The sequence below is a fragment of the Variovorax sp. YR750 genome (genome assembly GCF_900109805.1).
GTDB classification, from domain to species: domain Bacteria; phylum Pseudomonadota; class Gammaproteobacteria; order Burkholderiales; family Burkholderiaceae_C; genus Variovorax; species Variovorax gossypii.
On the sequence record NZ_FOBJ01000002.1, the window covers coordinates 381676 to 401634 of the forward strand.

The window sequence follows — 19959 nt, forward strand, 5'->3', positions numbered from 1 at the left end:
AAAATGAAATCATCGATCCTGAAGTTTGCAGCGATGCTGGCGCTGCTTGGAAGCGGGGCCGCCAACGCCCAGATCCAGGCGATTCCGCCCAACGTGAGTCCGGCTCCGAATCTCCCGATGGTCGTGCTGAACGTGTCGAAGGACTACAGCATGTTCAGCCGTGCCTATACGGACTATGAAGACCTGAACTTCGACGGCAGCATCGACTACTTTTTCTTGCCGTACTTCAAGTACTACGGCTACTTCGATCCCACGAAGTGCTACAGCTACAGCACTCAAAGCGGTAACTTCGTGCCGGATTCCTTTGCAGACAGGGAGGCGGTTGCCGGGGATCCAGCGGGCTCGAAAAGGTATTACTGCGCCGCTGCATCGGCGACTACTTCAAATCTCTGGAGCGGCAATTTCCTGAACTGGGCCACCATGTCCCGGATGGATGTCCTGCGCAAGATACTTTACGGGGGCTTGCGCTCCACGGACGAAGCCGGCTCATCGGGAGGCTCCGGAAAAACCGTGCTCGAGATGGCCTTCGTCCCGAGAAACAGCCAGGCCTATGCGAAGTACTACAACGGCAGCGACCTGATTCGCCTGACGCCGTTCTCCTATTCCAGAGGGCTCACCCTTTGCCGGCGACATGAAAACCCGGGGAGCAGCGATACACAGGAATCGCAGGTATCCAGCTTGCGTCCGGTAATTCGTGCGGCCGAAGGCAACTACATCCTCTGGAACATGACGGAAGTGCTGAGCTGCAACTGGGCGGGAGAAAACGGCTACACGTGGCAGGTTCCCACGGTCAGGTTCATGACCGACAACTACGTGGGAGCTGGCGGTGCGTCGACCCACAGCAGCAGCATTCCTTCCGTGGCTGGCGAGTACCTGGCCCGCGTGGAGGCTTGCAAGAAGGACCTCGTCGGAGAAGAGCGCTGCAAGCAGTATCCGAACAAGAACCTGAAGCCGATCGGCCTGCTGAATGAATTCGGTGAAAGCGACGACTACGGACGGCGCGCGGCCAGGGCCGAATTTGCGATGTTTCTCGGCTCCTTCGATACCAATCTCGATGGCGGCGTGCTTCGCAAGAACATGTCCGAAGTCAACGATGAAATCGATGCGCAGACCGGCGTATTCAAATCTTCGTCCGATGCCAATGAGCGGGGCATCATCTATTCGTTGAATCAGCTGAGGCCCTTTGGATACAACCCGAAGACGGGCAAATACTCGAAGAGCTGCACTTCCGACAACATCAAGAACGGAGATTGCCCGGCCTGGGGAAACCCCATCGGCGAGATCCTCCTGGAAGGGCTTCGCTACTACGCCGGAAAGGCTCCCCTCTACAGCGGTGGAAGCAATGACGCGCAGCTCGGGCTTCCGTCTCCCGCCTGGATCGATCCGCTTAAGGCAAATCCGACCCATGCGGACTCGAACAAAACGAGAGAAGGGCTCTACGGAAAGAACATCTGCCGGCCACTCAACATGGTCACCATCTCCAGCGGCGTGGCGACGTTCGATGGAGACAAGATGAGCGCACTGGACGACCGCTCTTCGGGCATGGGCGCACCGCGGAGTGCCGCCTACTACACGAATCTGATCGGCGGCTCCGCGCAGGAAGGTATTTCAAGCACGACCCGGCTGGCAGGCTCCAACGGGACGGCCGTTGACGGCATCTGCACCGGCAAGCTCATAGGGGACCTGAGCCTCGTGGCAGGCCTTTGTCCCGAGGCACCGAACATGCGGGGCACTTACCTCGGTGCCGGTGCCGCTTACTACGCGCACGTGAACCGCATCCGCTCGGATCTCACTGTTCCTGCGGACGCGAACTCCAACGTGCTGAAGGTCCGGCAGTACGCGGTGACGATGTCGGGCGGATCCGCGTCCATCCGCATTCCGGTTCCGAGGTCCAATCCGCAGAAGTACGTCTTCATCACTCCTGCCAGCATCGATTGGAGCGGTGCGACTCCTCTTCCAGGCAACATGGTGGACTTCAAGGTCTTGAGGCGCGGCGCGAATGGCGAGTCCGGGACCTTTCTCGTGCTTTGGCAGCACCAGGCGCTGGGCGAGGACCAGGATCAGGACATGTTGGGGTCCATCCGGTACGAGACCGATTCGAGCACCACCCCGCCCACGCTGCGTGTCTTTACGCAAACGCTGGAGTCGAACACCGGGGTCTCCAAGCCGTTCGCCTTCGGCTACACGATGGTGGGCAGCGACAAGGATGGAAGCCACTTCCACAGCAGCATCAACAACTATGTCTCCAGCGAGTCGACTGCGACCTACGCCGCGTCGAGCGTGCAGACCGAGCCCAGGAATACGGAAGAAAAATGCTATCTGAACGATGACGGGAGCAGGCCGAGCGGATGGAGCTACGCCAGGGCACCGCGCCTGTGCGTGAAGATCGGCAGCAACTTCGTGAAGGGCGAGACCCAGCTCAGCTACCAGATGCTCGGCTCGAGCGACGCCGTGATCCAGGATCCGCTCTGGTACGTTGCCAAGTACGGTGGCTTCAGGGACGACGAGAAAAAGCCGACCGGACTGCCAGACGCCGTGTCCAAGTGGGACGCCAAACGTGCCGATGGCGCTGCCTGCGGGGCCGCCGGTCAACCCGGTTGCAACGACGGCATTCCGGACAACTATTTCCTGGCACGGCGCCCGGACCTGCTTGAAGAATCGCTGCGGCAAGTCTTTGCGGACATCACCGGAAACTCGAACTCTGCCCCTGCCGTATCCCGGCCCGACCTGCGTGCCGGCGACTTCAAGTACGTCGCGAACTTCTCGGCGTCCGATCTGCACGGCGAGTTGCTGGCGTATCGACTGGACACCGCGGGAAATTTTGTCGGCACGCCTGCCGCAAAGGGGCACGTCAACCTGACGAACGCGGGGACTCGCGCGATCATCACGAACCTCGGAACTGCCGGGGTGCCGTTCACTTATGTGGGCCTGGATGTGCCTGCAGGCGCCGGATACCTGGCCGAACTCGATGCCTCCTCGACAAGCGTGCGGCGAGACATCATCAATTACATGCGCGGCACTCGCACCAAGGAGAAGCTGTCCGGAGGTACTTTCCGCGACCGGAATTCGGATTCGATCATGGGTGGCGTGGTGAACTCCAACCCCTGGCTGCAGGACTTGCCCGTGGCCAACTTCTTCGGCCCAGCCTTCCCGGGCTACGGCAAATTCAAGTCCGTGCAGAAGTCGCGGCCCAAGCTGGTCTGGGTTGGGGCGGGAGACGGCATGTTCCACGCCTTCACGGCCGACGCGCTGATGCCGGTGATGTCCTATGTGCCGCAGGCACTCGCCTCGCGCCTCAAGGAGATTCCGAACGCGACGGTGACCGACATGCGCGCCTATGCGGACGGCTCCCCCTTCACCGCGGATGTGATGACTTCCGCCAGGACGGATCCGTGGAAAACCTATCTGTTCTCCAGCCTGGGGCGTGGCGCGAAGGCGATCTTCGCGCTCGACGTGACGTCGCCGGGCCGGCTCACCGAGGGAAATGCCGCCGAGACCTACAAGTGGCAGTTCACCGCCGCGGACGATGCCGATCTCGGCTATGTGATCTCCGAAGGGGGAACGCATCCGGCAAGCAATCAGGCTGCTCAGGTCGCCAAGATGGCGAATGGCAAGTTCGCGGTGCTCTTCGGCAACGGCGTGTCCAGCACTTCGGGCAAGACCGTGCTCTACATTCTTTTCGTGGACGGCCCGAATTCCGACGGCAAGTGGGTCAACAACACCCACTACAAGCGCCTGGAAGTCGGCACGGCGGGCGGCAACGGATTGATGCAGCCGACCTGGCTCGACACGAACGACGACGGCATCGCCGACGCGATCTACGCCGGCGACCTCAAGGGCAACATGTGGAAGTTCGATGTCTCCAGTGCCGAGGTGACAGAGTGGAAGGAGGCCTACGGCAAGCCGCTGTACGTCGCCCTGGACGCGTCGAACAACAGGCTCCCGATCACGACCGCGCCGGCACTGCGCTTTCACCCCAACGGCGGGCAGATCGTGGTCTTCGGCACGGGGCAGTCGATATTTTCCGGAGACTTCCCCGACACGGGACGCAGTCACCGCATCTTCGGAATCTGGGACAAGGCGAGCTATGCCGCGAACCCCGGCACCATCCCCTCGGGTGTGACCGATCTTCAGGAGCGCAGCTGGAGCCTCGATGCGAAGACCGATGCGGTCGTCCAGAACGCCACCAGTGCCGTCGACTGGAGCACCAGGAAGGGTTGGTATGTGGGCATTCCGATGCCTTCGGGGATGGTGCTGAGCAATCCGAAAGCTACCGGCAAGGACGTCAACATTCCCATCGTCTACAAGAAAGCGGCGGAGGGCGTCGTGTGCGCCGCGAGCGCGGCGGGGGCGGACGTGCAGGTGAATGGGGTCACGGGAGTCTCCACGACGAACCTCTTCGGCATTGCCGGCGCCGCGGGCGAGGTGATCGGCATCGTCGGCCTCGACCAGCGCTTCGCCATTCCCGAGGACTCGACCAGCCGATGTGCGGCGGGCCTCTCCTGCTCCCGGATAGTGGGGCCGAACACGGACGTCACGATGAGGAAGAACACCACCCAATCGCGAATCTTCTGGCGCGAGATCCCTGGCCTGAAGACAACCGTGGAGAAGCACCGATGAGCGCGGCGCGCAAACGTGCGGGAGGCTTCACGCTGATCGAGGTGATGATCACGGTGGTCATCATCGCGATCCTCAGCGCCATCGCCTACCCGAGCTACAGGGAGCAGATTGCCAAAGGCAAGCGCGCCCAGGTGAAGGCTTCACTCTCCCAGGCCCAGCAATGGCTGGAGAGGCACTACAGCGAAAACTACAGCTACGCGAAGGCGGCAAATGGAACTGACGTCAACCAGGATGGCGGAGCGTTCAAGACGCAGTTCGGCACTTCGCCCTTGCCAGGCGAAGGCGCCGCGAACTACAACATCGCGCTGACACCCACCGGCAAGGGGACCGGCTACACCCTGAAGGCAACGCGCACGGGCTCGATGAACGGCGACCGTTGCGGCGACTACGTTGTCACCAGCACGGGACGGAAATCGGTCGAGAACTACACGGGCTTCAACGCTGCGCTGGCGGCAGCGAGCGAGTGCTGGAACTGAGCCGCGGTTCCTGCGAAGGCCTTGCGAAGGCGGGCTACCCCGCCACCCAGCTCCCCGACTTCCCCCCATGCTTTTCCAGCACATGCACATCGGTAATCCGCATCCCCCGATCCACCGCCTTGCACATGTCGTAGATCGTCAGTAGCGCTACCTGCACCGCAGTCAGCGCCTCCATTTCCACCCCTGTCGGCCCCACGGTTTCGACGGTCGCGGTGCAAACCACCTGCGGCGCGCTTCCCGCATCGGCCAGTGCGAAAGCCACCGCCACCCGCGTCAGCGCCAGCGGGTGACACAGCGGAATCAGGTCGCTGGTCTTCTTCGCCGCCTGGATGCCTGCGATGCGCGCGATGCCCAGCACGTCGCCCTTCTTCGCCGTGCCGGACTCGATGAGCGCCAGGGTCGCCGCCTGCATCTCGATGCGGCCCGTGGCGACCGCCACGCGGTGGGTTGCCGGCTTGGCGGCGACGTCGACCATGTGGGCCTGGCCCTGGGCGTCAAAATGGGTGAGGGTGCTCATGGGTGAACGATCAGGTTGGAGGTGCATCATACGAGCCCGAGCCACAGACGAGGAATGCCGCGCTTGACTCCCCAACGCCACTCCAGAAGCCAGCCAACGCCCGCCCTGCGAGCGTTATGCGCTAGCGTTTTGATAGCTTCACAGGTGCTGATGCCGGTACCCGCGCTGGCGCAGATCCAGCAGGTGCTTCCCGGCATGGGCGATGGCGGCGAGATGACCGCCAGCGCCGAGCGCCATCTGGGCGACCAGATCGCCCGCGAGCTGTACCGCGACACCGACTACATCGACGACCCCGTGATCGCCGCCTACGTGCAGGAGATCTGGCAGCGCCTGCTGGTCGCCGCCCGCGCGCGCGGCGAGCTCACGCCGGAGCTCGACGAGCGCTTCGCCTGGACGATCCTGCTGGGCCGCGACCGCAACATCAATGCCTTCGCGCTGCCCGGCGGCTACCTGGGGCTCAACCTGGGCCTGGTGGCCGCGGTCGGCAGCCGCGACGAACTGGCGACGGTGCTTGGCCACGAGCTCTCGCACGTCACGCAGCGCCACATCTCGCGCATCATGACCCGCCAGGGCAAGCAGATGCCGCTGATGATCGCCGGCCTGATCCTGGGGATGATCGCCGCCAGCAAGAGCCGCAACGGCGACGCCGGCCAGGCCATGATCATGGGCAGCCAGGCGATGTTCGCGCAGAACCAGCTGAACTTCTCGCGCGACATGGAGCGCGAGGCCGATCGCATCGGCTTCGGCGTGATGACGCAGGCCGGCTTCGCGCCGCAGGGCGCGGCCGCGATGTTCGAGAAGCTGCAATACGCCTCGCGCCTCAACGACAACGGCTCGTACCCTTACCTGCGCAGCCACCCGCTGACGACCGAGCGGATCTCCGACATGCAGGGCCGCTTCCAGTTCCGCATGGACGCCGCGCCGCCGCTGCCGCTGGCGATGGACCACGCGATGATCGCCTCGCGCGCCCGCGTGCTGACGCGCCCGGGCGTCGACGTGCTGCGGCTGTGGATCGATGCCGCCTCCAGCGGCGAGTTCGCGAAGAGCACCCCGGCGCAGCAGGCCGGCACGCTGTACGCGGCAGCGCTGTCGGCGAAGGAGATGCGCGACTACAAGGCCGCGCGCGCGCTGGTCGAGCGGCTGGCCGCGCGCACGGCGGACGATCCGGCCGCGGCGAAGCAGGCGCGCTGGCTGAACGCGGAGATCGAGCTCGCCGCCGGCGGGGCGCCCAAGGCGGCTTCGCTGCTCGACGTCAAGTCGAAGGAGCGGCCCGAGATGCTGCTCGCCGCCGAGGCTGCCACCGCAATGCGCCAGCCCGCGCCGATGATTCCCGTGCTGCGCGACTGGGTGGCCGCGAATCCGCGCGATGCGACCGTGTGGCGCGCGCTCGGCAACCTCTATGGCGCGCAGAACGACACGTTGCGCGCGGTGCGTGCCGACGCCGAGGCGAACGTGGCGATCCTCGACTACCCGGCGGCGCGCGACCGCTTCAAGGCGGCGCAGGAACTCGTTCGCCAGTCCAGGGTGGTCGATCACTACGAGGCGTCGATCATCGACACCCGGGCGCGAGCGGTGGAAGTGCTCGTGAAGGAGCAGGCGGCGGAGCCGCCGTTGAAGTAGGAGCAGGCGGCAGCGGCAGTTGCCGCTGCTACTGATGCTCAGCGCCGGGAGGAAAGCAGCCCGCCCAGCGCGGACTCGATCAGCAGCCCCAGCAGCGAGTACAGCAGCGAGCCGATCAGCGCGGCCAGGAAGCCGTTCACGTGGAAGCCGCCCAGCAGCCCCGAGGCAGCCCAGAACAGCAGCGCGTTGATGACGAACAGGAAGAGCCCGAGCGTGACGATGGTGACCGGCAGCGTCAGCACCACTAGCACGGGCCGCACGATCATGTTGAGCAGGCCGATCACTGCGGCCGCGATGAGCGCGGAGCCGAAGCTGTTGACCTGGACACCGCTGTAGAGATAGGCCACCGCCAGCAGCGCCACGGCGCTGAGCAGCCATTTGAGGATGATGCGCATGGCGGCAGGATACCCCAGCACCCGCAAAAGACAACGAGCCCCGGTGCGTTGCCGCGCCGGGGCTCGTCGGGGAAGTTTCTTCCTGCGGTTGCGGTTTTACTCGGCCAGCTCGTTGGCCAGCACCAGCAGCGCTCCCATGCCCATCACTGCGCCGGGAAAGGCCCAGCCCGACTGATGGGGCGGCGTCTGGTCCGGCGTCACCGGCTCCAGGTCGACGCCGATCTTCGGGCGGCGTGCATCGACCACGTGAACGGCCGAATGCTCGCGCTTGAGCTGGGCGGTGAGTTCGGCCAGCGGGCCCTTGGCCAGCACCGGTGTCACCTGGCCGCCGTTGCGCTCCAGCAGCGGCGTCATCTGCGCCTGCACCTTGCTGAACCACTTGGCGCGCCAGTTCTCGCGCGCACTGTGGCTCACCCACTTGCTGATGCGATGCGTCATGCGCGGAGCGCAGGCCACGAGCACCCAATGGCGCGCCACGACACTGTTCGCATCCGGCGCGAGTTCGGCGAACTGCTCGCAGGCATAGGTGGCGTCGTCGACGTAAAGAATGATCTTTTCCATTGCGTGCTCCTTCAGGTAGTTAGAGTGACAGAGACTGGTTTGGACAGGAAGTTCGTGGCAGGGCAGCGACTCACGGCGCTCAGCCGGTCGTCACCGCTGATTCTTCGGGCTTGCTGCGGGCGTGGCGTGCGGCCACCCACTTGCCGATCACCAGCACCAGCAGCGCACCGATGACGCCGGCCGCGTACTTGATCGTGTCGGTCTGGGGCAGCTTCGGCACCCAGGTCCAGGCAGCGGTGTTCGCCAGGGCGGGGTCGGAAACGGCCATCGTGCCGGCGATCCAGCCGAGCAGCATGCCGCCGGCGGTGATGATCATCGGGAAGCGGTCCATCAGCTTGATGACCAGCTGGCTGCCCCAGACGATGATCGGGATGCTCACGAGCAGGCCGAAGATCACGAGCGGCATCTGGTGGCTGTCGCCGGCACCTTGGGCGGCGCCCGCGATGGCGATCACGTTGTCGACGCTCATCACGAGGTCGGCCACGATCACGGTCTTGACCGCACCCCACAGCTTGTCGCTGCCGCTGATGTTGCCGTGGCCGTCATCGTGCTCGGGGGCCAGCAGCTTCACGCCGATCCACACCAGCAGGATCGCGCCCACCAGCTTCAGGAACGGAATGGCCAGCAGGGTCAGCGCGAAGAAGATCAGGATCACGCGCAGCACGATCGCGCCCGCGGTACCCCACAGGATGCCTTGGGTGCGCTGGTGCGCCGGGAGCTTGCGGCAGGCCAGCGCGATCACCACGGCGTTGTCGCCGCCCAGCAGGATGTCGATCATGATGATCTGACCGACTGCGACCCAGAACTCCGGGGCCATGAACATTTCCATAGGTTTCCTCTTTGTCTTCGCGCCCCTGCCTCTCCCTTCGGGGACGACGACGGAAGGCGCATGGCTATGCGTTTCGATTCATCCTGTGCGGGCGAGTCGAAAGCGAGGAATGAAGTCCGGGTGATACCGGGAGCTTGCGAACGCTTCGACCAAACCTGCACAGGTTCAAATCGAAGGTCTTGCTCGGCAGCGCGCGCGCAAGAAAACGCGCGTACGTTGCCCGGCAGGCCGGAAGTGTTTTGCTTCGTATTGACGACCTGACGATTCGCGCTGCCGTGAACGACAGCGGTCGGGAGCTACTCCCCTTCGTGCGCGGATTAGAGCATCGATGCTCTCGGCGGCGCAATCGAAAGTTTTCAGAAATTTAAAGAGAAGCGCTTCGGAATGCCCATGGATACAAGGTGCGATGCTCTTGTTTTCATAGCGAAGATGCCCCTTCGGCGCTTCGGGACATTGCCGGACTATGATCGCCGTCCGCTGTTTTTTCACGCTCCATGGCCGCCATACACATCACCGACATAGAGGCCGCCATCAACTACTGGCGCGAGAAGACGCCGTCGCCCGACGGCGTCACGCTGGGCCCCGAATTGCGGGCGCTGGCCGAGGTCTACGCGCTCATGGTCTTCCACCACGAGGACGAGGTCGACGAGGTCGGCTTCCCGTCCAAGGCCTGGGCCGCCTGGATGGCCTGGTACGACAGCACGCCCGACACGCCCTGCATCGCGATCTGTTCCACCAGCCAGGGCGACGACGAGTGCAAGGGCTGCGGCCGCAGCTTCGACGAGGTGCAGTTCTGGCCCGGCATGTCGCCCGTCGAGAAGCGCGCCACATGGCGCCGCATCACCATGGAAGACTCGGCCTGGCGCTTCAACCGCTATGCCGAGCGCGCACGCGAGGCGGAGCGCGACACGTCGTCGTCGCCATCGGCCGACGAACCCGAGTTCGATCCCGACGACGAGAAGAACTGGGCCCCCTGACCATGCGCCGCCTCGCGCAAGCGCCCAACCTCGCGATCGCGACCGTGTGGGCGCACGCCCTGCGTGAAGAGGGCGTGGCGGCTTCGGTGCAGCGCGAGTTCCTCGGTGCGGTGATGGGCCAGCTTCCGCCCGACCAGTGCCTGCCCGAGATCTGGATCGACGACGAGACCCAGTTCGAGCTTGCGAAGCGCCTGCTGCACGAGCTGCAGCATCGTCCGCAGCGCAGCTGGCGCTGCGTGTGCGGCGAGCAGGTCGAGGGCGGCTTCGAGCAGTGCTGGCAGTGCGGCCGGATGATGCCGGCCGTCTAGCCTTCAGCTGCGCCGGAAGCTCATCGCCAGCGCAGCGGTTCGATGTCGACGCTGTTCGCGCCGTCGCCCAGAGTCAGCGTGTTTTCCTGAATGGTCGCCTGCAGCTGCATGCTGCGCTGCGCGAGCGCGGCCAGCGCTTGAGAGGCAGCCGTCGGCACGCGATACACCTTGAGGTTCTGCGGCCGCGTGAGCTTGTTCTCGATACCGCGCCACCAGATCTCGGCCGCGTGGTTGAAGGCATAGACGATCACCTCGTCGGCCTTGTTGCAGGCCTTGATGACGGGCTTGTCTTCCGGCTGGCCGACTTCGATCCAGAGCTTGACCTCGCCCGTGAAGTCGCGAAGCCACACGTCGGGCTCCTCGACGTTCGACAGGCCTGCACCGAAGGCCAGCGTGCCGTCGCCGTTGCACACGTCCTGCAGTTGGTGTGCGTTGAGCGCGAGCGCGACGAGGCGGATCATCATCCGCTCGTCGGTCTCGCTGGGGTGGCGCGCCAGGGTCAGCGCGTGGTCGGCGTAGTAGCCGTGGTCGATGTCGGCCACCGCGAGGGTGGCCTTGAAGATGGTGGATTTGAGGGCCATGGGTGCGCGAGTTTAGGCCCCGCGCCTGCCCGCGTGCTCCAGGCGGGCCATCAGAACGCCACCGAGGCCTGCAGGTAGACCGTGCGCGGCTGCCCCACGTACTTGCCGCCGTTGTTGTCCACCGAGCGGTTGAAGTAGCGGCGGTCGAACAGGTTCTTGACGCCCACGGCGACCTTCAGGTTGCTCATCGACGGCCCGAAGTCGTAGGCGGCGCGCAGGTTCATCGTGGCGTAGCCGGGAATGTCGCCGAGCCGGCCGGTCGCGTCTTCGAGCGTGACGTACCTGGCGCCGTCGTCCGGCGAACCCGGCGAGCGCTGCTTCGACTGCGCGTAGATGTCGGCGTTGAAGGTCCACGGCCCGCGCTCGTAGCGCGCGCCCAGCGTCGCCACCTGGCGCGAGTAGAAGGGCAGGTCGCGCCCGGCGAATGCGCCGGCCTTCGAGGTCGCCTGCGTGTACGTGTAGGTGCCCGACACCGACAGCCCCTTGAGCGAGTCGCTCAGCGTGCCGAGGTCGTAGCGCAGCGCCGACTCCAGCCCGCGATGGCGCGTCGCGCCCAGGTCGGTCCACTGGCCGACGTCGCCGGTGATGGAGCGCGCCAGCTGCAGCTCCTTGTCGAAGTTGATGTTGAACAGCGTGAGCTCGCCGCTCCAGGCCTCGCCCTTGTAGTGCGTGCCGATCTCGTAGGTCTTGGCCTTCTCGGGATGCAGGCCGGTGGTCGACTGCGCGAGCTGTGCGTACTGCTGCGGCCCGAACGACACGCCGGCGTTGGCGAACACCGACCAGCGGTCGCTCATGCGGTAGAGGACCGACAGCGTGGGCAGCCACTCGTCGGAGTCGATCTTCGGAAAGATCGCGCTGGTGGCCCGGCCGTTCGTGATGGTGTAGACGTCGTTGAACGAGCGGATCGATTCGTGGCGCACGCCGGGCGTGATGGTCCAGTTGCCGAAGTCGATGCGGTCGTCGATGTAGAAAGCATGTGCGGTCGTGCCGCCCTTGCTGGTCTGGTACGCGGGGTTGGCCAGGCCGAAGGCGTTGAAGCCCGGGCGTGGCTGGTAGTAGGCGCTGCGCGTCGCGACTTCCGATGCCTCTTCCTTCAGGTAGCGGTAGCCGAAGCTCGCTTCCTGCACCACGCTGCCCGAGTCGATCAGGCGCGAGTAGCGGGGCTCGACCGCGAAGGTCTTGTAGTTGCGCGGCGCGGAGGTGAGGCGGCGCCTGCCGTTGTTGGCGCCGGTGCCTTCCTGCTCGAGGAAACTGCTGCGGTACGAGTCCGTGTAGTAGGTCAGCATCTCGAACTTGTTCACGCCGTCGTTGTGCGTGTACTTCACCGAGCCGTCGGTGCGGCGGCCGGTGAACTCGTCGAAGGGGCGGTCCGACTGGAAGGGGTTGGCCGCGAACTGCGCCGTGGTCAGGCCGCCGGGCATGCGGCCCTTGCCCTCGAAGTGATGCAGCGTGACGGCGATGTCGTCGGTCTTCGAGATGCGGTAGGCGCCCTTGAGCATCAGGTCGTCGATGCTCGTGTGGTCGTTGCTCTGGCGGAAGCCGTCGCCGTGCGTGCCGGAGTACAGCAGCGCCAGGCCCAGGCCGTTCTCGTTCGTGCCGCCGATGAACAGGCTGGGCGTGGTCTTGGTGCCGCCGCCGTGGCCGGCGCTTTCGACTCCCACGCTCACCTCGCCCGAGAACTGCTTCGGGATCGAGCGCGTCACGAAGTTGATGATGCCGCCCACGTTCTGGGGGCCGTAGCGCACCGAGCCCGCGCCGCGCACCACGTCGACCGCCTCGAGGCTGCCCAGCGACAGCGGCGCCAGCGAAAGCTGCGGCTGGCCGTAGGGCGCGTAGGCCAGCGGCACGCCGTCCAGCAGCACGGTGGAGCGCGGCGACAGGCGCGAGGTCAGGCCGCGCACGCCCACGTTCAGCGAGATGTCGCTGCCGCCGGTGCCGTTGCTCTCCTGCACCTGCACGCCGGGCACCTGGCGCAGCACGTCGCGCACGCTGGACGAGCCGCTTTCCTGGATCTGCTTGCGCTCGATGATGCTGCGGGCGCCCGGGTGCTCGAGCACCTTGGTTTCGCTGGGGCTGCCGAGCCAGTCGCCGGTGACGGTGATGGTTTCGAGCGACTTCGATGCATCGGCGGCCGTGGGCTCGGCCTCGGCGGCGAAGCCCTGCAGGCTCAGGGGAAGCAGCGCCATCGCGATGGCTGTGCGTTTGTGCGTGAACAAAAGAGATCCCTCCTACGGGTTTTCTGATGGTGATGAAACTGGGTGCGGGCGCGGCGCGGAATCGCTCAAAGCATCGTCGTGCCGCTGGAAAGCCGGCTGTCGTTGTCGCGGGCCGCTGCGGCCATGGCGCGCCGGCGCCACCAGAGCCAGACGCCGCTCAGGGCCAGGCCCGCGAGCGCAAGGCCCAGCAGCGCCGTGACTGCTTCATGCAGCGGGCCGCCGAGTTCGCCGGTGTGCAGCGGATAGATCACCGCCACCGCGCCGTTGCCGGCGTCGAGCTCCTGCCACTTGCGCGCGGCCAGCACCTCGCCGGTCACCGGGTTCAGCCACACCGAGCCGATGCCGTTCGGATGCGGGTCGTCCGACAGGCGGAAGCGCACGCGCATCGGACGGCTGGTCTTGGCGGGCACCTGGATGTAGCCGATGGGCTGGCCCGGATAGGCCTGCTGCGCGCGGGCCACGAGTTCGTCCAGCGGCAGGCGCGGGCCGGTCGCGGCACCCTTGGCGATCACCGGCGGCTTGATGGGCTGCTGCCCCATGGCGCTCGAGATGAAGTTGCCCAGCGGTCGCCAAGCCATGTACGCGCCCGTGGCCACCGACACCGCGATCAGCAGCCCGAGCACCGCGCCGCCGGTGCGATGCAGATCGAACAACCCGCGCAGCAGGCCGCGGTTCAGCACGATGCGCAGCGACGGCGGCCAGCGCACCGGCCACCAGAGCACGATGCCCGTGACCAGCAGGAACAGGTAGGCGAGCGCGGCGAAGGCGAGCACGCCCTTGCCGGTGTCTTCCAGCAGCAGGCTGCTGTGCAGTTCGAACAGGACGTTGTAGGCGCCCTCGTGCGTGCCGCGGCGTCCCTGTTCCGCGCCGGTTGCGGGGTCGAGGTAGAGCGTGCCTTCCCACTTGCCGCGCACCAGCACCCACAGCGTGTCGGTGGGCTTGCGTGGCGGACGCAGCGTGAAGTTGGCGTCGGGGCCGAATTCGGCGGCGAGGCGCTGGCGCAGCGGCTCCAGCGGCAGCGCGGCCCGGGTCGCATCACCCGCGGAACGGGCGACGAAGAAGGCCGGATGCGCGGCCCGGTCGAGCGGCAGCGCCACGACCAGCACGGCGCCGAGCAGCGCGGTGAGGGCGAGGATCGGACCGAGCGTGAGGCCGATCCAGCGGTGGACCTTGAGCCAGAGGCGTCTCAGAGGGGCGCGCATGACCAACGGGGACGGCGAGTCCCTCGACAAGAGTTGTTGGCTGGCGCCCGTGGCGGGCGTTGGCTGGAAAAAAGATAACCACCGACGCAAAACAGCCGCCTTCAGGCGGCTGTTGCATCGGTATGGGAGGCCTAGATTCTACTGGCGAGCTCTGCTGCCTTGCCCACGTAGCTGGCCGGTGTCATGGCCAGCAGGCGGGCCTTTTCCTCTTCGGGAATTTCCAGCGAGCGGATCAGCCCGTGCAGCGCCTCGGCCGTCACGGTCTTGCCGCGCGTCACTTCCTTGAGCTGCTCGTAGGCGCCCTGCACGCCGTAGCGGCGCATCACCGTCTGGATCGGCTCGGCCAGCACTTCCCACGAGGCGTCGAGGTCGGCCGCCAGCGCTTCGTCGTTGAGCTCGAGCTTGCCCAGGCCGGTGGCCAGGCTGGCATAGGCCAGCGTGGCGTAGCCGAAGGCCACGCCGATGTTGCGCAGCACAGTGCTGTCGGTCAGGTCGCGCTGCCAGCGGCTGATGGGAAGCTTCTCGCTCAGGTGGCGCAGCACCGCGTTGGCCAGGCCCAGGTTGCCTTCGGCGTTCTCGAAGTCGATCGGGTTGACCTTGTGCGGCATCGTCGAGGAGCCGATCTCGCCCTTCTTCAGGCGCTGCTTGAAGTAGCCCAGGCTCACGTAGCCCCAGATGTCGCGCGAAAAGTCGATGAGGATGGTGTTGGCGCGGGCCACCGCGTCGAACAGCTCGGCCATGTAGTCGTGCGGCTCGATCTGGATGCTGTAGGGCTGGAAGCTCAGGCCCAGGCCCAGCGGCGCGGGCGTCTCGACGACCTTGCGGCTGAAGGCTTCCCAGTCGAAGTCGGGCCAGGCGGCCAAGTGAGCGTTGTAGTTGCCGACCGCGCCGTTCATCTTGCCCAGCAGCAGCACCGCGGCGATCTGCTCGCGGGCCTTCGACAGGCGCACCGTCACGTTGGCGATTTCCTTGCCGACGGTGGTCGGGCTGGCGGTCTGGCCGTGCGTGCGCGAGAGCATCGACACGTTGGCGAACTGGTGCGCCATCTCGCGCAGCTTGGCGATCAGGCCGTCGATGGCCGGCAGCACCACCTTGTCGCGCGCGGCCTGGATCTGCAGGGCGTGGCTGGTGTTGTTGATGTCCTCGCTGGTGCAGGCGAAGTGCACGAACTCGGCGGCCGCGAGCAGTTCGGGACGGGCCTCGAACTTCGACTTGATCCAGTACTCGACCGCCTTCACGTCGTGGTTGGTGGTCTTCTCGATCTCCTTGATGGCCAGCGCGTCGGCCTCGGAGAAGTGCGACACCAGGCCCAGCAGGTACTTGCGGGCGCCGCCGGTGAGGGGCTTGAATTCGGCGAAGCCGCAGTCGGACAGCGCAATGAACCACGCCACCTCGACTTGCACGCGCCGGTGCATATAGCCCTGTTCGCTCATCAGCGGACGCAGTGCCGCGAGTTTGGCCGCGTAGCGGCCATCAAGGGGGGAAAGGGCGGAAACGGTGGAAAAGCTCATGCCCGAATTTTAGGCGGCCGCCGGCCCGTGGGGCAGGCATCGTGCTTTGGGGGCGATTCGGGCCCGGTTTTCCCGTTCACCTAAAATGACTATTAACAAACGTCATCAATGCATAGGGAGAGAGCCTTCATGAAACTGATCGGATCCGCCGCCAGCCCCTACGTGCGCAAGGTGCGCGTGGTGCTGGCCGAGAAGCGGCTCGATTACCAGTTCGTGATCGAAGACGTCTGGGCTGCCGACACCACCATCTCCAACTCCAATCCGCTGGGCAAGGTCCCCTGCCTGATCATGGAAGGCGGCGAGGCGATGTTCGACTCCCGCGTGATCGTCGAATACCTGGACACCCTGTCGCCGGTCGGCAAGCTGATTCCGCAGCAGGGCCGCGAGCGCGCCGAGGTCAAGACCTGGGAGGCGCTGGCCGACGGCGTCATGGACGCCGGCGTGCTCTGGCGCCTCGAAGCCACCTGGTCCGGCCGCAGCGACGGCGAGCGCAGCGCCGCCTGGATCGAGCGCCAGCGCGCCAAGGTCGAGGACGGCGTCGCCGCCATGTCCAAGGGCCTGGGCGACAAGCCCTTCTGCAGCGGCATCCACCTGAGCCTGTCGGACATCGCGGTGGGCTGCACGCTGGGCTGGCTGGACCTGCGCTTTCCCGAGATCGACTGGCGCGGCGACCACGCCAACCTCGCGAAGCTGTACGACAAGCTGATGCTGCGGCCCAGCTTCATCGACACCAAGCCCTGATGAAAAGGCGCCCTCGGCGCCTTTTTCTTTTCCGCTCAGGCCTGGCGCCTGCGCAGCGTGTACTGCACCACGTCGATGTTCGCTTGCGAGAACGCCGCCTCGCAGTAGGCCAGGTAGAACTCCCAGATGCGCATGAAGCGCTCGTCGAAGCCCTGCTGCAGGATGCGGCCTCGCTGCCCGAGGAAGCTCTCGCGCCAGCGGCGCAGCGTCTCGGCGTAGTCGGCGCCGAAGGCGAATTCGTCCACCACCTCCAGCCCCGCGGCCTCGGCCTCGCGGCGGAACTCGCGCGGACAGGGCAGGCAGCCGCCCGGGAAGATGTACTGCTGGATGAAGTCGGTCGAGTCGATGTAGCGGTCGAACAGCGCGTCGTCGATCACGATGCTCTGCACGCAGGCCCGGCCGCCCGGCTTGAGCAGGCGGCTCACGGTCCGGAAATAGGTCGGCCAGTACTCGCGGCCCACGGCTTCCACCATCTCGATGGAGCAGATCGCGTCGAAGGGCGCGTCGTCGATGTCGCGGTAGTCCTGCAGGCGCAGGTCGGCCGCCAGCCTGGCGGTGCGCTCGCGGGCGTAGGCGAGCTGCTCGGTGGACAGCGTCACGCCCGTCACCGAGGCGCCGAAGTCGGTCGCCGCCATCTCGGCGAGCGCGCCCCAGCCGCAGCCGATCTCGAGCACGCGGTCGCCGGGCTTCACGTCCGCCAACTGCAGCGCGCGGCGCACCTTGGCGCGTTGCGCCTCGGGCATGGGCTTCGACAGGTCGCCCTCGAACCAGGCCGACGAATAGTTCATCGTCTCGTCGAGCCACAGCCGGTAGAACGCGTTGCCCAGGTCGTAGTGCGCGTGGATGTTGCGCGAGCTGCCGGACCTGCTGTTGCGGTTCATGAGATGCCGCACGCGGTACAGCAGGCGGCCGAGCCAGCTGCCGTACATCATGTCCTCGATGGCGCGGCGGTTGGCGATGAACACCTTGATCAGCTCGGTGAGGTTGGGCGTGGTCCAGTCGCCGGCGATGTAGCTCTCGGCGAAGCCGATGTCGCCCGACTTGAGCGCGGCCCGGCAGGCGTTCCAGTTGCGCAGCGTGAGCGAGGCCGTCGGGCCGCTGCCCGGCGTGGCGCCGAAGTGCCGCACCGAGTCGTCGGGCAGGCGCACCGTGAGCGAACCGTAGGACAGCCGCTGCAGCAGGCCGAGCACGGTTCGCGCGGCGGCCGGCGCGTCCTGGGGCAGCGAGAAGCGGGAGGCGGTGGTGGTGCTCGTCATGGGTTCGCCTGCTGCTGCTGCTGGGGGTGGTTGTCTCGCGACACGAAGTGGACAGGTGCCGCCGGCTTGGCGACGAAGGGCACGCGCTTGAGCCACAGCTTCGCGGCCTGCCAGTGGATGCGCGCGATCAGCCCGAAGGTCATCGCCGGGTAGCGCCAGAGGGCGCGCCTCGTGCTGGCGGCGGTCATCGGGCCGAGTTCGCCGCTCACGCTGGTCTGCAGCAGCGGGCCGTCGGCGTCGTCGTGGTCGATGCGCACCACGGTGCGCGCGAGGCCGGAGTCGACGAAGAAGCGGAAGCGGTAGCTGCCGTCGACGCGGCAGAAGGGCGAGACGTGGAAGGCCTTGGTCGCGCGGAGTTCGGCGCCGTACGCGGGGCGGTCCAGCAGGTAGCAGTGGCGCTCGCCGAAGGTGTTGTTGACCTCGACCACGATCGCCCGCAGGGCGCCCTCGGGCGTGTGGCAGTACCAGAAGCTCACGGGCTTGAAGGTGTAGCCGAACACGCGCGGGTAGCAGTGCAGCCAGGCTTCGCCGCCGGCGTCGTCGATTCCGTGGGCGGCCAGCAGCTCGTCGAGCCAGGCCAGCGCGCCGCCGCGTTCGGGCGGCCGGCCGTCGCCGTGATCGACATCGTGGAAGGAAATGGCTGCCGCGCGGTTGAGCGCGAGCGTCCTGCTGCCCCCGGCGCGCAGGGTGCGCATCGGCAGCATCAGGAAGTAGGTCGGGTAGACGAAGGCATTGCGTGCCGGGCGCAGGCGCGTGTGGCGGACTTCGCCGAAGCCCATCAGCGGTACGGCCTGCGCGGGGGTCATGCCGCCAGCCTTGCTTCAGCTGTCGTGTTGCCCTCGCCGGCGGACGACAGCCGCGCCCGCAGGCCCTCGGCCACGGCCAGGCCGGCCTTCAGGCCGTCCTCGTGGAAGCCGTAGCCCATCCACGCGCCCGCGAACCAGGTGTTGCGCAGGCCCTGCAGGGCTGGCACCTGGGCCTGCGCGCGGATCGCGGCGAGGTCGAGCACCGGGTGGTCGTAGTCGTATTCGGCCATGACCTGACTACGCGCGATCTCCCGAACCGGATTCAGCGAGACGACCACCGGCTGTTCCCACGGCAGCGGCTGCAGCTTGTTCAGCAGGTAGTGCAGGCAGACGCGGCCCGACTCGAGCTCGCCGGCGGCCGCGCGCTCGTAGTTCCAGGCGGCCCAGGCCGCGCGGTTGCGCGGCAGCACCGAGGCGTCGGTGTGGAGCACGGCCCGGTTGGCCTGGTAGCGGATGGCGTCGAGCACGGCGGCTTCGGCGGGGCTCGCGTCGGCCAGCATGGCGAGAGACTGGTCGGAGTGCGTGGCCAGCACCACGTGGTCGAAGCGCTCGGTGCCGGCGTCGGTGGCCACCAGGACTTCGCCGCCGTCCCGGGTGATGCGGCGCACGCGGGTGTTCAGGCGCTTGTCGGGCAGGCCGGCGACGATTTTTTCGACGTAGTGCCGCGAGCCGCCGCGCACGGTGCGCCACTGCGGCCGGTCGGCGACCTGGAGCAGGCCGTGGTTGTGGCAGAAGCGGATCATGGTCGCCACCGGGAACCTCAGCATCCGCGTGGTGGAGCAGCTCCAGATGCAGCCCATCATGGGCAGGAAGTACCAATCGCGGAATGCCGTGCCGAAGCGGTGCGCGTCGAGGAACTCGCCCAGCGGCTGGGCCAGTTCGCCCTCGGTGCCGGCTTCGGCGATGCGCGTGGTCAGGCGGTTGAAGCGCAGCAGGTCGGCCAGCATGCCCAGGAAGCGGCCGTCGACGAGGTTGCGCCGCTGCGCGAACACGGTGCCGAGGTTGTTGCCGCTCCACTCCAGTCGGCTGCCGTTGGCGCGGGTGGCCTGCACCGAGAACGACATGTCGGACGGGGCCGTCTCGACGCCGAGTTCGGCGAAGAGCCGGATCAGGTTGGGATAGGTGCGGTCGTTGTAGACCAGGAAGCCGGTGTCGACGCCATGGGCGACCGAAGTGGCATCGGCGGACGAGCGCGGAAGCTCGATCGTTGCCGTATGAGCGTGGCCGCCGAAGTAGTCACTGGCTTCGAAGAGAGTGATGGAGGCCGCATCGCGCAGCGAGTGCGCCGCGGCCAGTCCCGAGATGCCGGCGCCGACGATGGCGATGCGAGGAGGCCGCGTCAT

At 66.5% G+C, this 19959-nt stretch carries 17 protein-coding genes; 6 read left to right on the forward strand and 11 right to left on the reverse strand.

Translation table 11 applies throughout. The annotated features are described in order from the left end of the window. The first annotated feature begins 3 nt into the window (after positions 1-3). Together BMY35_RS05340 and BMY35_RS05345 are read left to right on the forward strand one after the other, a co-directional pair. Complete coding sequence (locus BMY35_RS05340) at positions 4-4620, forward strand: pilus assembly protein (RefSeq protein WP_093195959.1); 4617 nt, start codon at positions 4-6, stop codon at positions 4618-4620. After that, the gene (locus tag BMY35_RS05345; protein WP_177213576.1) at positions 4617-5096 is read left to right on the forward strand and encodes a type IV pilin protein; all 480 of its coding nucleotides are present in this window, start codon (positions 4617-4619) and stop codon (positions 5094-5096) included. Before BMY35_RS05340 ends, BMY35_RS05345 begins: the two co-directional genes overlap by 4 nt. A gap of 34 nt (positions 5097-5130) precedes the next feature. Here BMY35_RS05345 and moaC read toward each other — a convergent pair whose 3' ends face one another. Further along, on the reverse strand, positions 5131-5613 hold the full coding sequence (gene moaC, locus BMY35_RS05350) for a cyclic pyranopterin monophosphate synthase MoaC (RefSeq protein ID WP_019653841.1): 483 nt from the start codon (positions 5611-5613) through the stop codon (positions 5131-5133). Between the two features lie 54 nt (positions 5614-5667). On the opposite strand from moaC, the gene BMY35_RS05355 reads away from it, so the two are divergent. Continuing rightward, the gene (locus tag BMY35_RS05355) at positions 5668-7233 is read left to right on the forward strand and encodes a M48 family metalloprotease (RefSeq protein ID WP_093195961.1); all 1566 of its coding nucleotides are present in this window, start codon (positions 5668-5670) and stop codon (positions 7231-7233) included. A 38-nt stretch (positions 7234-7271) separates the two neighbouring features. Here the strand turns inward: BMY35_RS05355 and BMY35_RS05360 are convergent, their stop codons facing one another. The 3 genes from BMY35_RS05360 to BMY35_RS05370 all read right to left on the reverse strand — a co-directional run bounded on the left by BMY35_RS05360 (position 7272) and on the right by BMY35_RS05370 (position 9018). Then, on the reverse strand, positions 7272-7628 hold the full coding sequence (locus BMY35_RS05360; RefSeq protein WP_093196182.1) for a phage holin family protein: 357 nt from the start codon (positions 7626-7628) through the stop codon (positions 7272-7274). Positions 7629-7724: 96 nt separating this feature from the next. Then, positions 7725-8189 carry a hypothetical protein gene (locus BMY35_RS05365; protein WP_093195962.1) on the reverse strand — a complete coding sequence of 155 codons (465 nt, stop codon included), beginning with the start codon at positions 8187-8189 and terminating at the stop codon, positions 7725-7727. Between the two features lie 79 nt (positions 8190-8268). Beyond that, a complete protein-coding gene (locus tag BMY35_RS05370) occupies positions 8269-9018 on the reverse strand; it encodes a TerC family protein (protein ID WP_093195963.1) in 750 nt (249 codons plus the stop codon). Positions 9019-9512: 494 nt separating this feature from the next. Here BMY35_RS05370 and BMY35_RS05375 point away from each other — a divergent pair, with 494 nt between their 5' ends. Next, positions 9513-9995, forward strand: a complete 483-nt coding sequence (locus BMY35_RS05375) for a DUF3717 domain-containing protein (protein WP_093195964.1) — start codon at positions 9513-9515, stop codon at positions 9993-9995. Positions 9996-9997: 2 nt separating this feature from the next. Then, positions 9998-10303: a putative signal transducing protein gene (locus BMY35_RS05380; protein ID WP_093195965.1), complete on the forward strand. Its 306-nt coding sequence runs from the start codon at positions 9998-10000 to the stop codon at positions 10301-10303. Between the two features lie 20 nt (positions 10304-10323). Here the strand turns inward: BMY35_RS05380 and BMY35_RS05385 are convergent, their stop codons facing one another. The 4 genes from BMY35_RS05385 to purB all read right to left on the reverse strand — a co-directional run bounded on the left by BMY35_RS05385 (position 10324) and on the right by purB (position 15813). After that, positions 10324-10884, reverse strand: a complete 561-nt coding sequence (locus BMY35_RS05385) for a YaeQ family protein (RefSeq protein ID WP_093195966.1) — start codon at positions 10882-10884, stop codon at positions 10324-10326. 50 nt (positions 10885-10934) lie between these two features. Further along, the gene (locus tag BMY35_RS05390; protein WP_177213577.1) at positions 10935-13070 is read right to left on the reverse strand and encodes a TonB-dependent receptor family protein; all 2136 of its coding nucleotides are present in this window, start codon (positions 13068-13070) and stop codon (positions 10935-10937) included. A gap of 95 nt (positions 13071-13165) precedes the next feature. After that, positions 13166-14302, reverse strand: a complete 1137-nt coding sequence (locus tag BMY35_RS05395; RefSeq protein ID WP_093195968.1) for a PepSY-associated TM helix domain-containing protein — start codon at positions 14300-14302, stop codon at positions 13166-13168. Between the two features lie 131 nt (positions 14303-14433). Beyond that, positions 14434-15813 carry an adenylosuccinate lyase gene (gene purB, locus BMY35_RS05400; protein ID WP_093195969.1) on the reverse strand — a complete coding sequence of 460 codons (1380 nt, stop codon included), beginning with the start codon at positions 15811-15813 and terminating at the stop codon, positions 14434-14436. Between the two features lie 129 nt (positions 15814-15942). On the opposite strand from purB, the gene BMY35_RS05405 reads away from it, so the two are divergent. Then, positions 15943-16554: a glutathione S-transferase N-terminal domain-containing protein gene (locus BMY35_RS05405; protein WP_093195970.1), complete on the forward strand. Its 612-nt coding sequence runs from the start codon at positions 15943-15945 to the stop codon at positions 16552-16554. 35 nt (positions 16555-16589) lie between these two features. Here BMY35_RS05405 and BMY35_RS05410 read toward each other — a convergent pair whose 3' ends face one another. The 3 genes from BMY35_RS05410 to BMY35_RS05420 are packed head-to-tail and all read right to left on the reverse strand — an operon-like array spanning position 16590 to position 19959. After that, positions 16590-17810, reverse strand: coding sequence for an SAM-dependent methyltransferase (locus BMY35_RS05410; RefSeq protein WP_093195971.1), 1221 nt, complete (start codon positions 17808-17810; stop codon positions 16590-16592). Next, positions 17807-18616 (reverse strand): DUF1365 domain-containing protein, encoded by an 810-nt coding sequence (locus BMY35_RS05415; RefSeq protein ID WP_093195972.1) that lies wholly within the window; start codon positions 18614-18616, stop codon positions 17807-17809. Before BMY35_RS05415 ends, BMY35_RS05410 begins: the two co-directional genes overlap by 4 nt. Further along, entirely contained in the window at positions 18613-19959 is a 1347-nt protein-coding gene (locus BMY35_RS05420; protein WP_093195973.1) for an NAD(P)/FAD-dependent oxidoreductase, read from the reverse strand. Before BMY35_RS05420 ends, BMY35_RS05415 begins: the two co-directional genes overlap by 4 nt.

Coding starts and splice junctions, on each gene's coding strand:
- BMY35_RS05340 (WP_093195959.1), top strand. CDS start 4: ATGAAATCATCGATCCTGAAGTTTGCAGCGATGCTGGCGCTGCTTGGA.
- BMY35_RS05345 (WP_177213576.1), top strand. CDS start 4,617: ATGAGCGCGGCGCGCAAACGTGCGGGAGGCTTCACGCTGATCGAGGTG.
- moaC (WP_019653841.1), bottom strand. CDS start 5,613: ATGAGCACCCTCACCCATTTTGACGCCCAGGGCCAGGCCCACATGGTC.
- BMY35_RS05355 (WP_093195961.1), top strand. CDS start 5,668: ATGCCGCGCTTGACTCCCCAACGCCACTCCAGAAGCCAGCCAACGCCC.
- BMY35_RS05360 (WP_093196182.1), bottom strand. CDS start 7,628: ATGCGCATCATCCTCAAATGGCTGCTCAGCGCCGTGGCGCTGCTGGCG.
- BMY35_RS05365 (WP_093195962.1), bottom strand. CDS start 8,189: ATGGAAAAGATCATTCTTTACGTCGACGACGCCACCTATGCCTGCGAG.
- BMY35_RS05370 (WP_093195963.1), bottom strand. CDS start 9,018: ATGGAAATGTTCATGGCCCCGGAGTTCTGGGTCGCAGTCGGTCAGATC.
- BMY35_RS05375 (WP_093195964.1), top strand. CDS start 9,513: ATGGCCGCCATACACATCACCGACATAGAGGCCGCCATCAACTACTGG.
- BMY35_RS05380 (WP_093195965.1), top strand. CDS start 9,998: ATGCGCCGCCTCGCGCAAGCGCCCAACCTCGCGATCGCGACCGTGTGG.
- BMY35_RS05385 (WP_093195966.1), bottom strand. CDS start 10,884: ATGGCCCTCAAATCCACCATCTTCAAGGCCACCCTCGCGGTGGCCGAC.
- BMY35_RS05390 (WP_177213577.1), bottom strand. CDS start 13,070: ATGGCGCTGCTTCCCCTGAGCCTGCAGGGCTTCGCCGCCGAGGCCGAG.
- BMY35_RS05395 (WP_093195968.1), bottom strand. CDS start 14,302: ATGCGCGCCCCTCTGAGACGCCTCTGGCTCAAGGTCCACCGCTGGATC.
- purB (WP_093195969.1), bottom strand. CDS start 15,813: ATGAGCTTTTCCACCGTTTCCGCCCTTTCCCCCCTTGATGGCCGCTAC.
- BMY35_RS05405 (WP_093195970.1), top strand. CDS start 15,943: ATGAAACTGATCGGATCCGCCGCCAGCCCCTACGTGCGCAAGGTGCGC.
- BMY35_RS05410 (WP_093195971.1), bottom strand. CDS start 17,810: ATGACGAGCACCACCACCGCCTCCCGCTTCTCGCTGCCCCAGGACGCG.
- BMY35_RS05415 (WP_093195972.1), bottom strand. CDS start 18,616: ATGACCCCCGCGCAGGCCGTACCGCTGATGGGCTTCGGCGAAGTCCGC.
- BMY35_RS05420 (WP_093195973.1), bottom strand. CDS start 19,959: ATGACGCGGCCTCCTCGCATCGCCATCGTCGGCGCCGGCATCTCGGGA.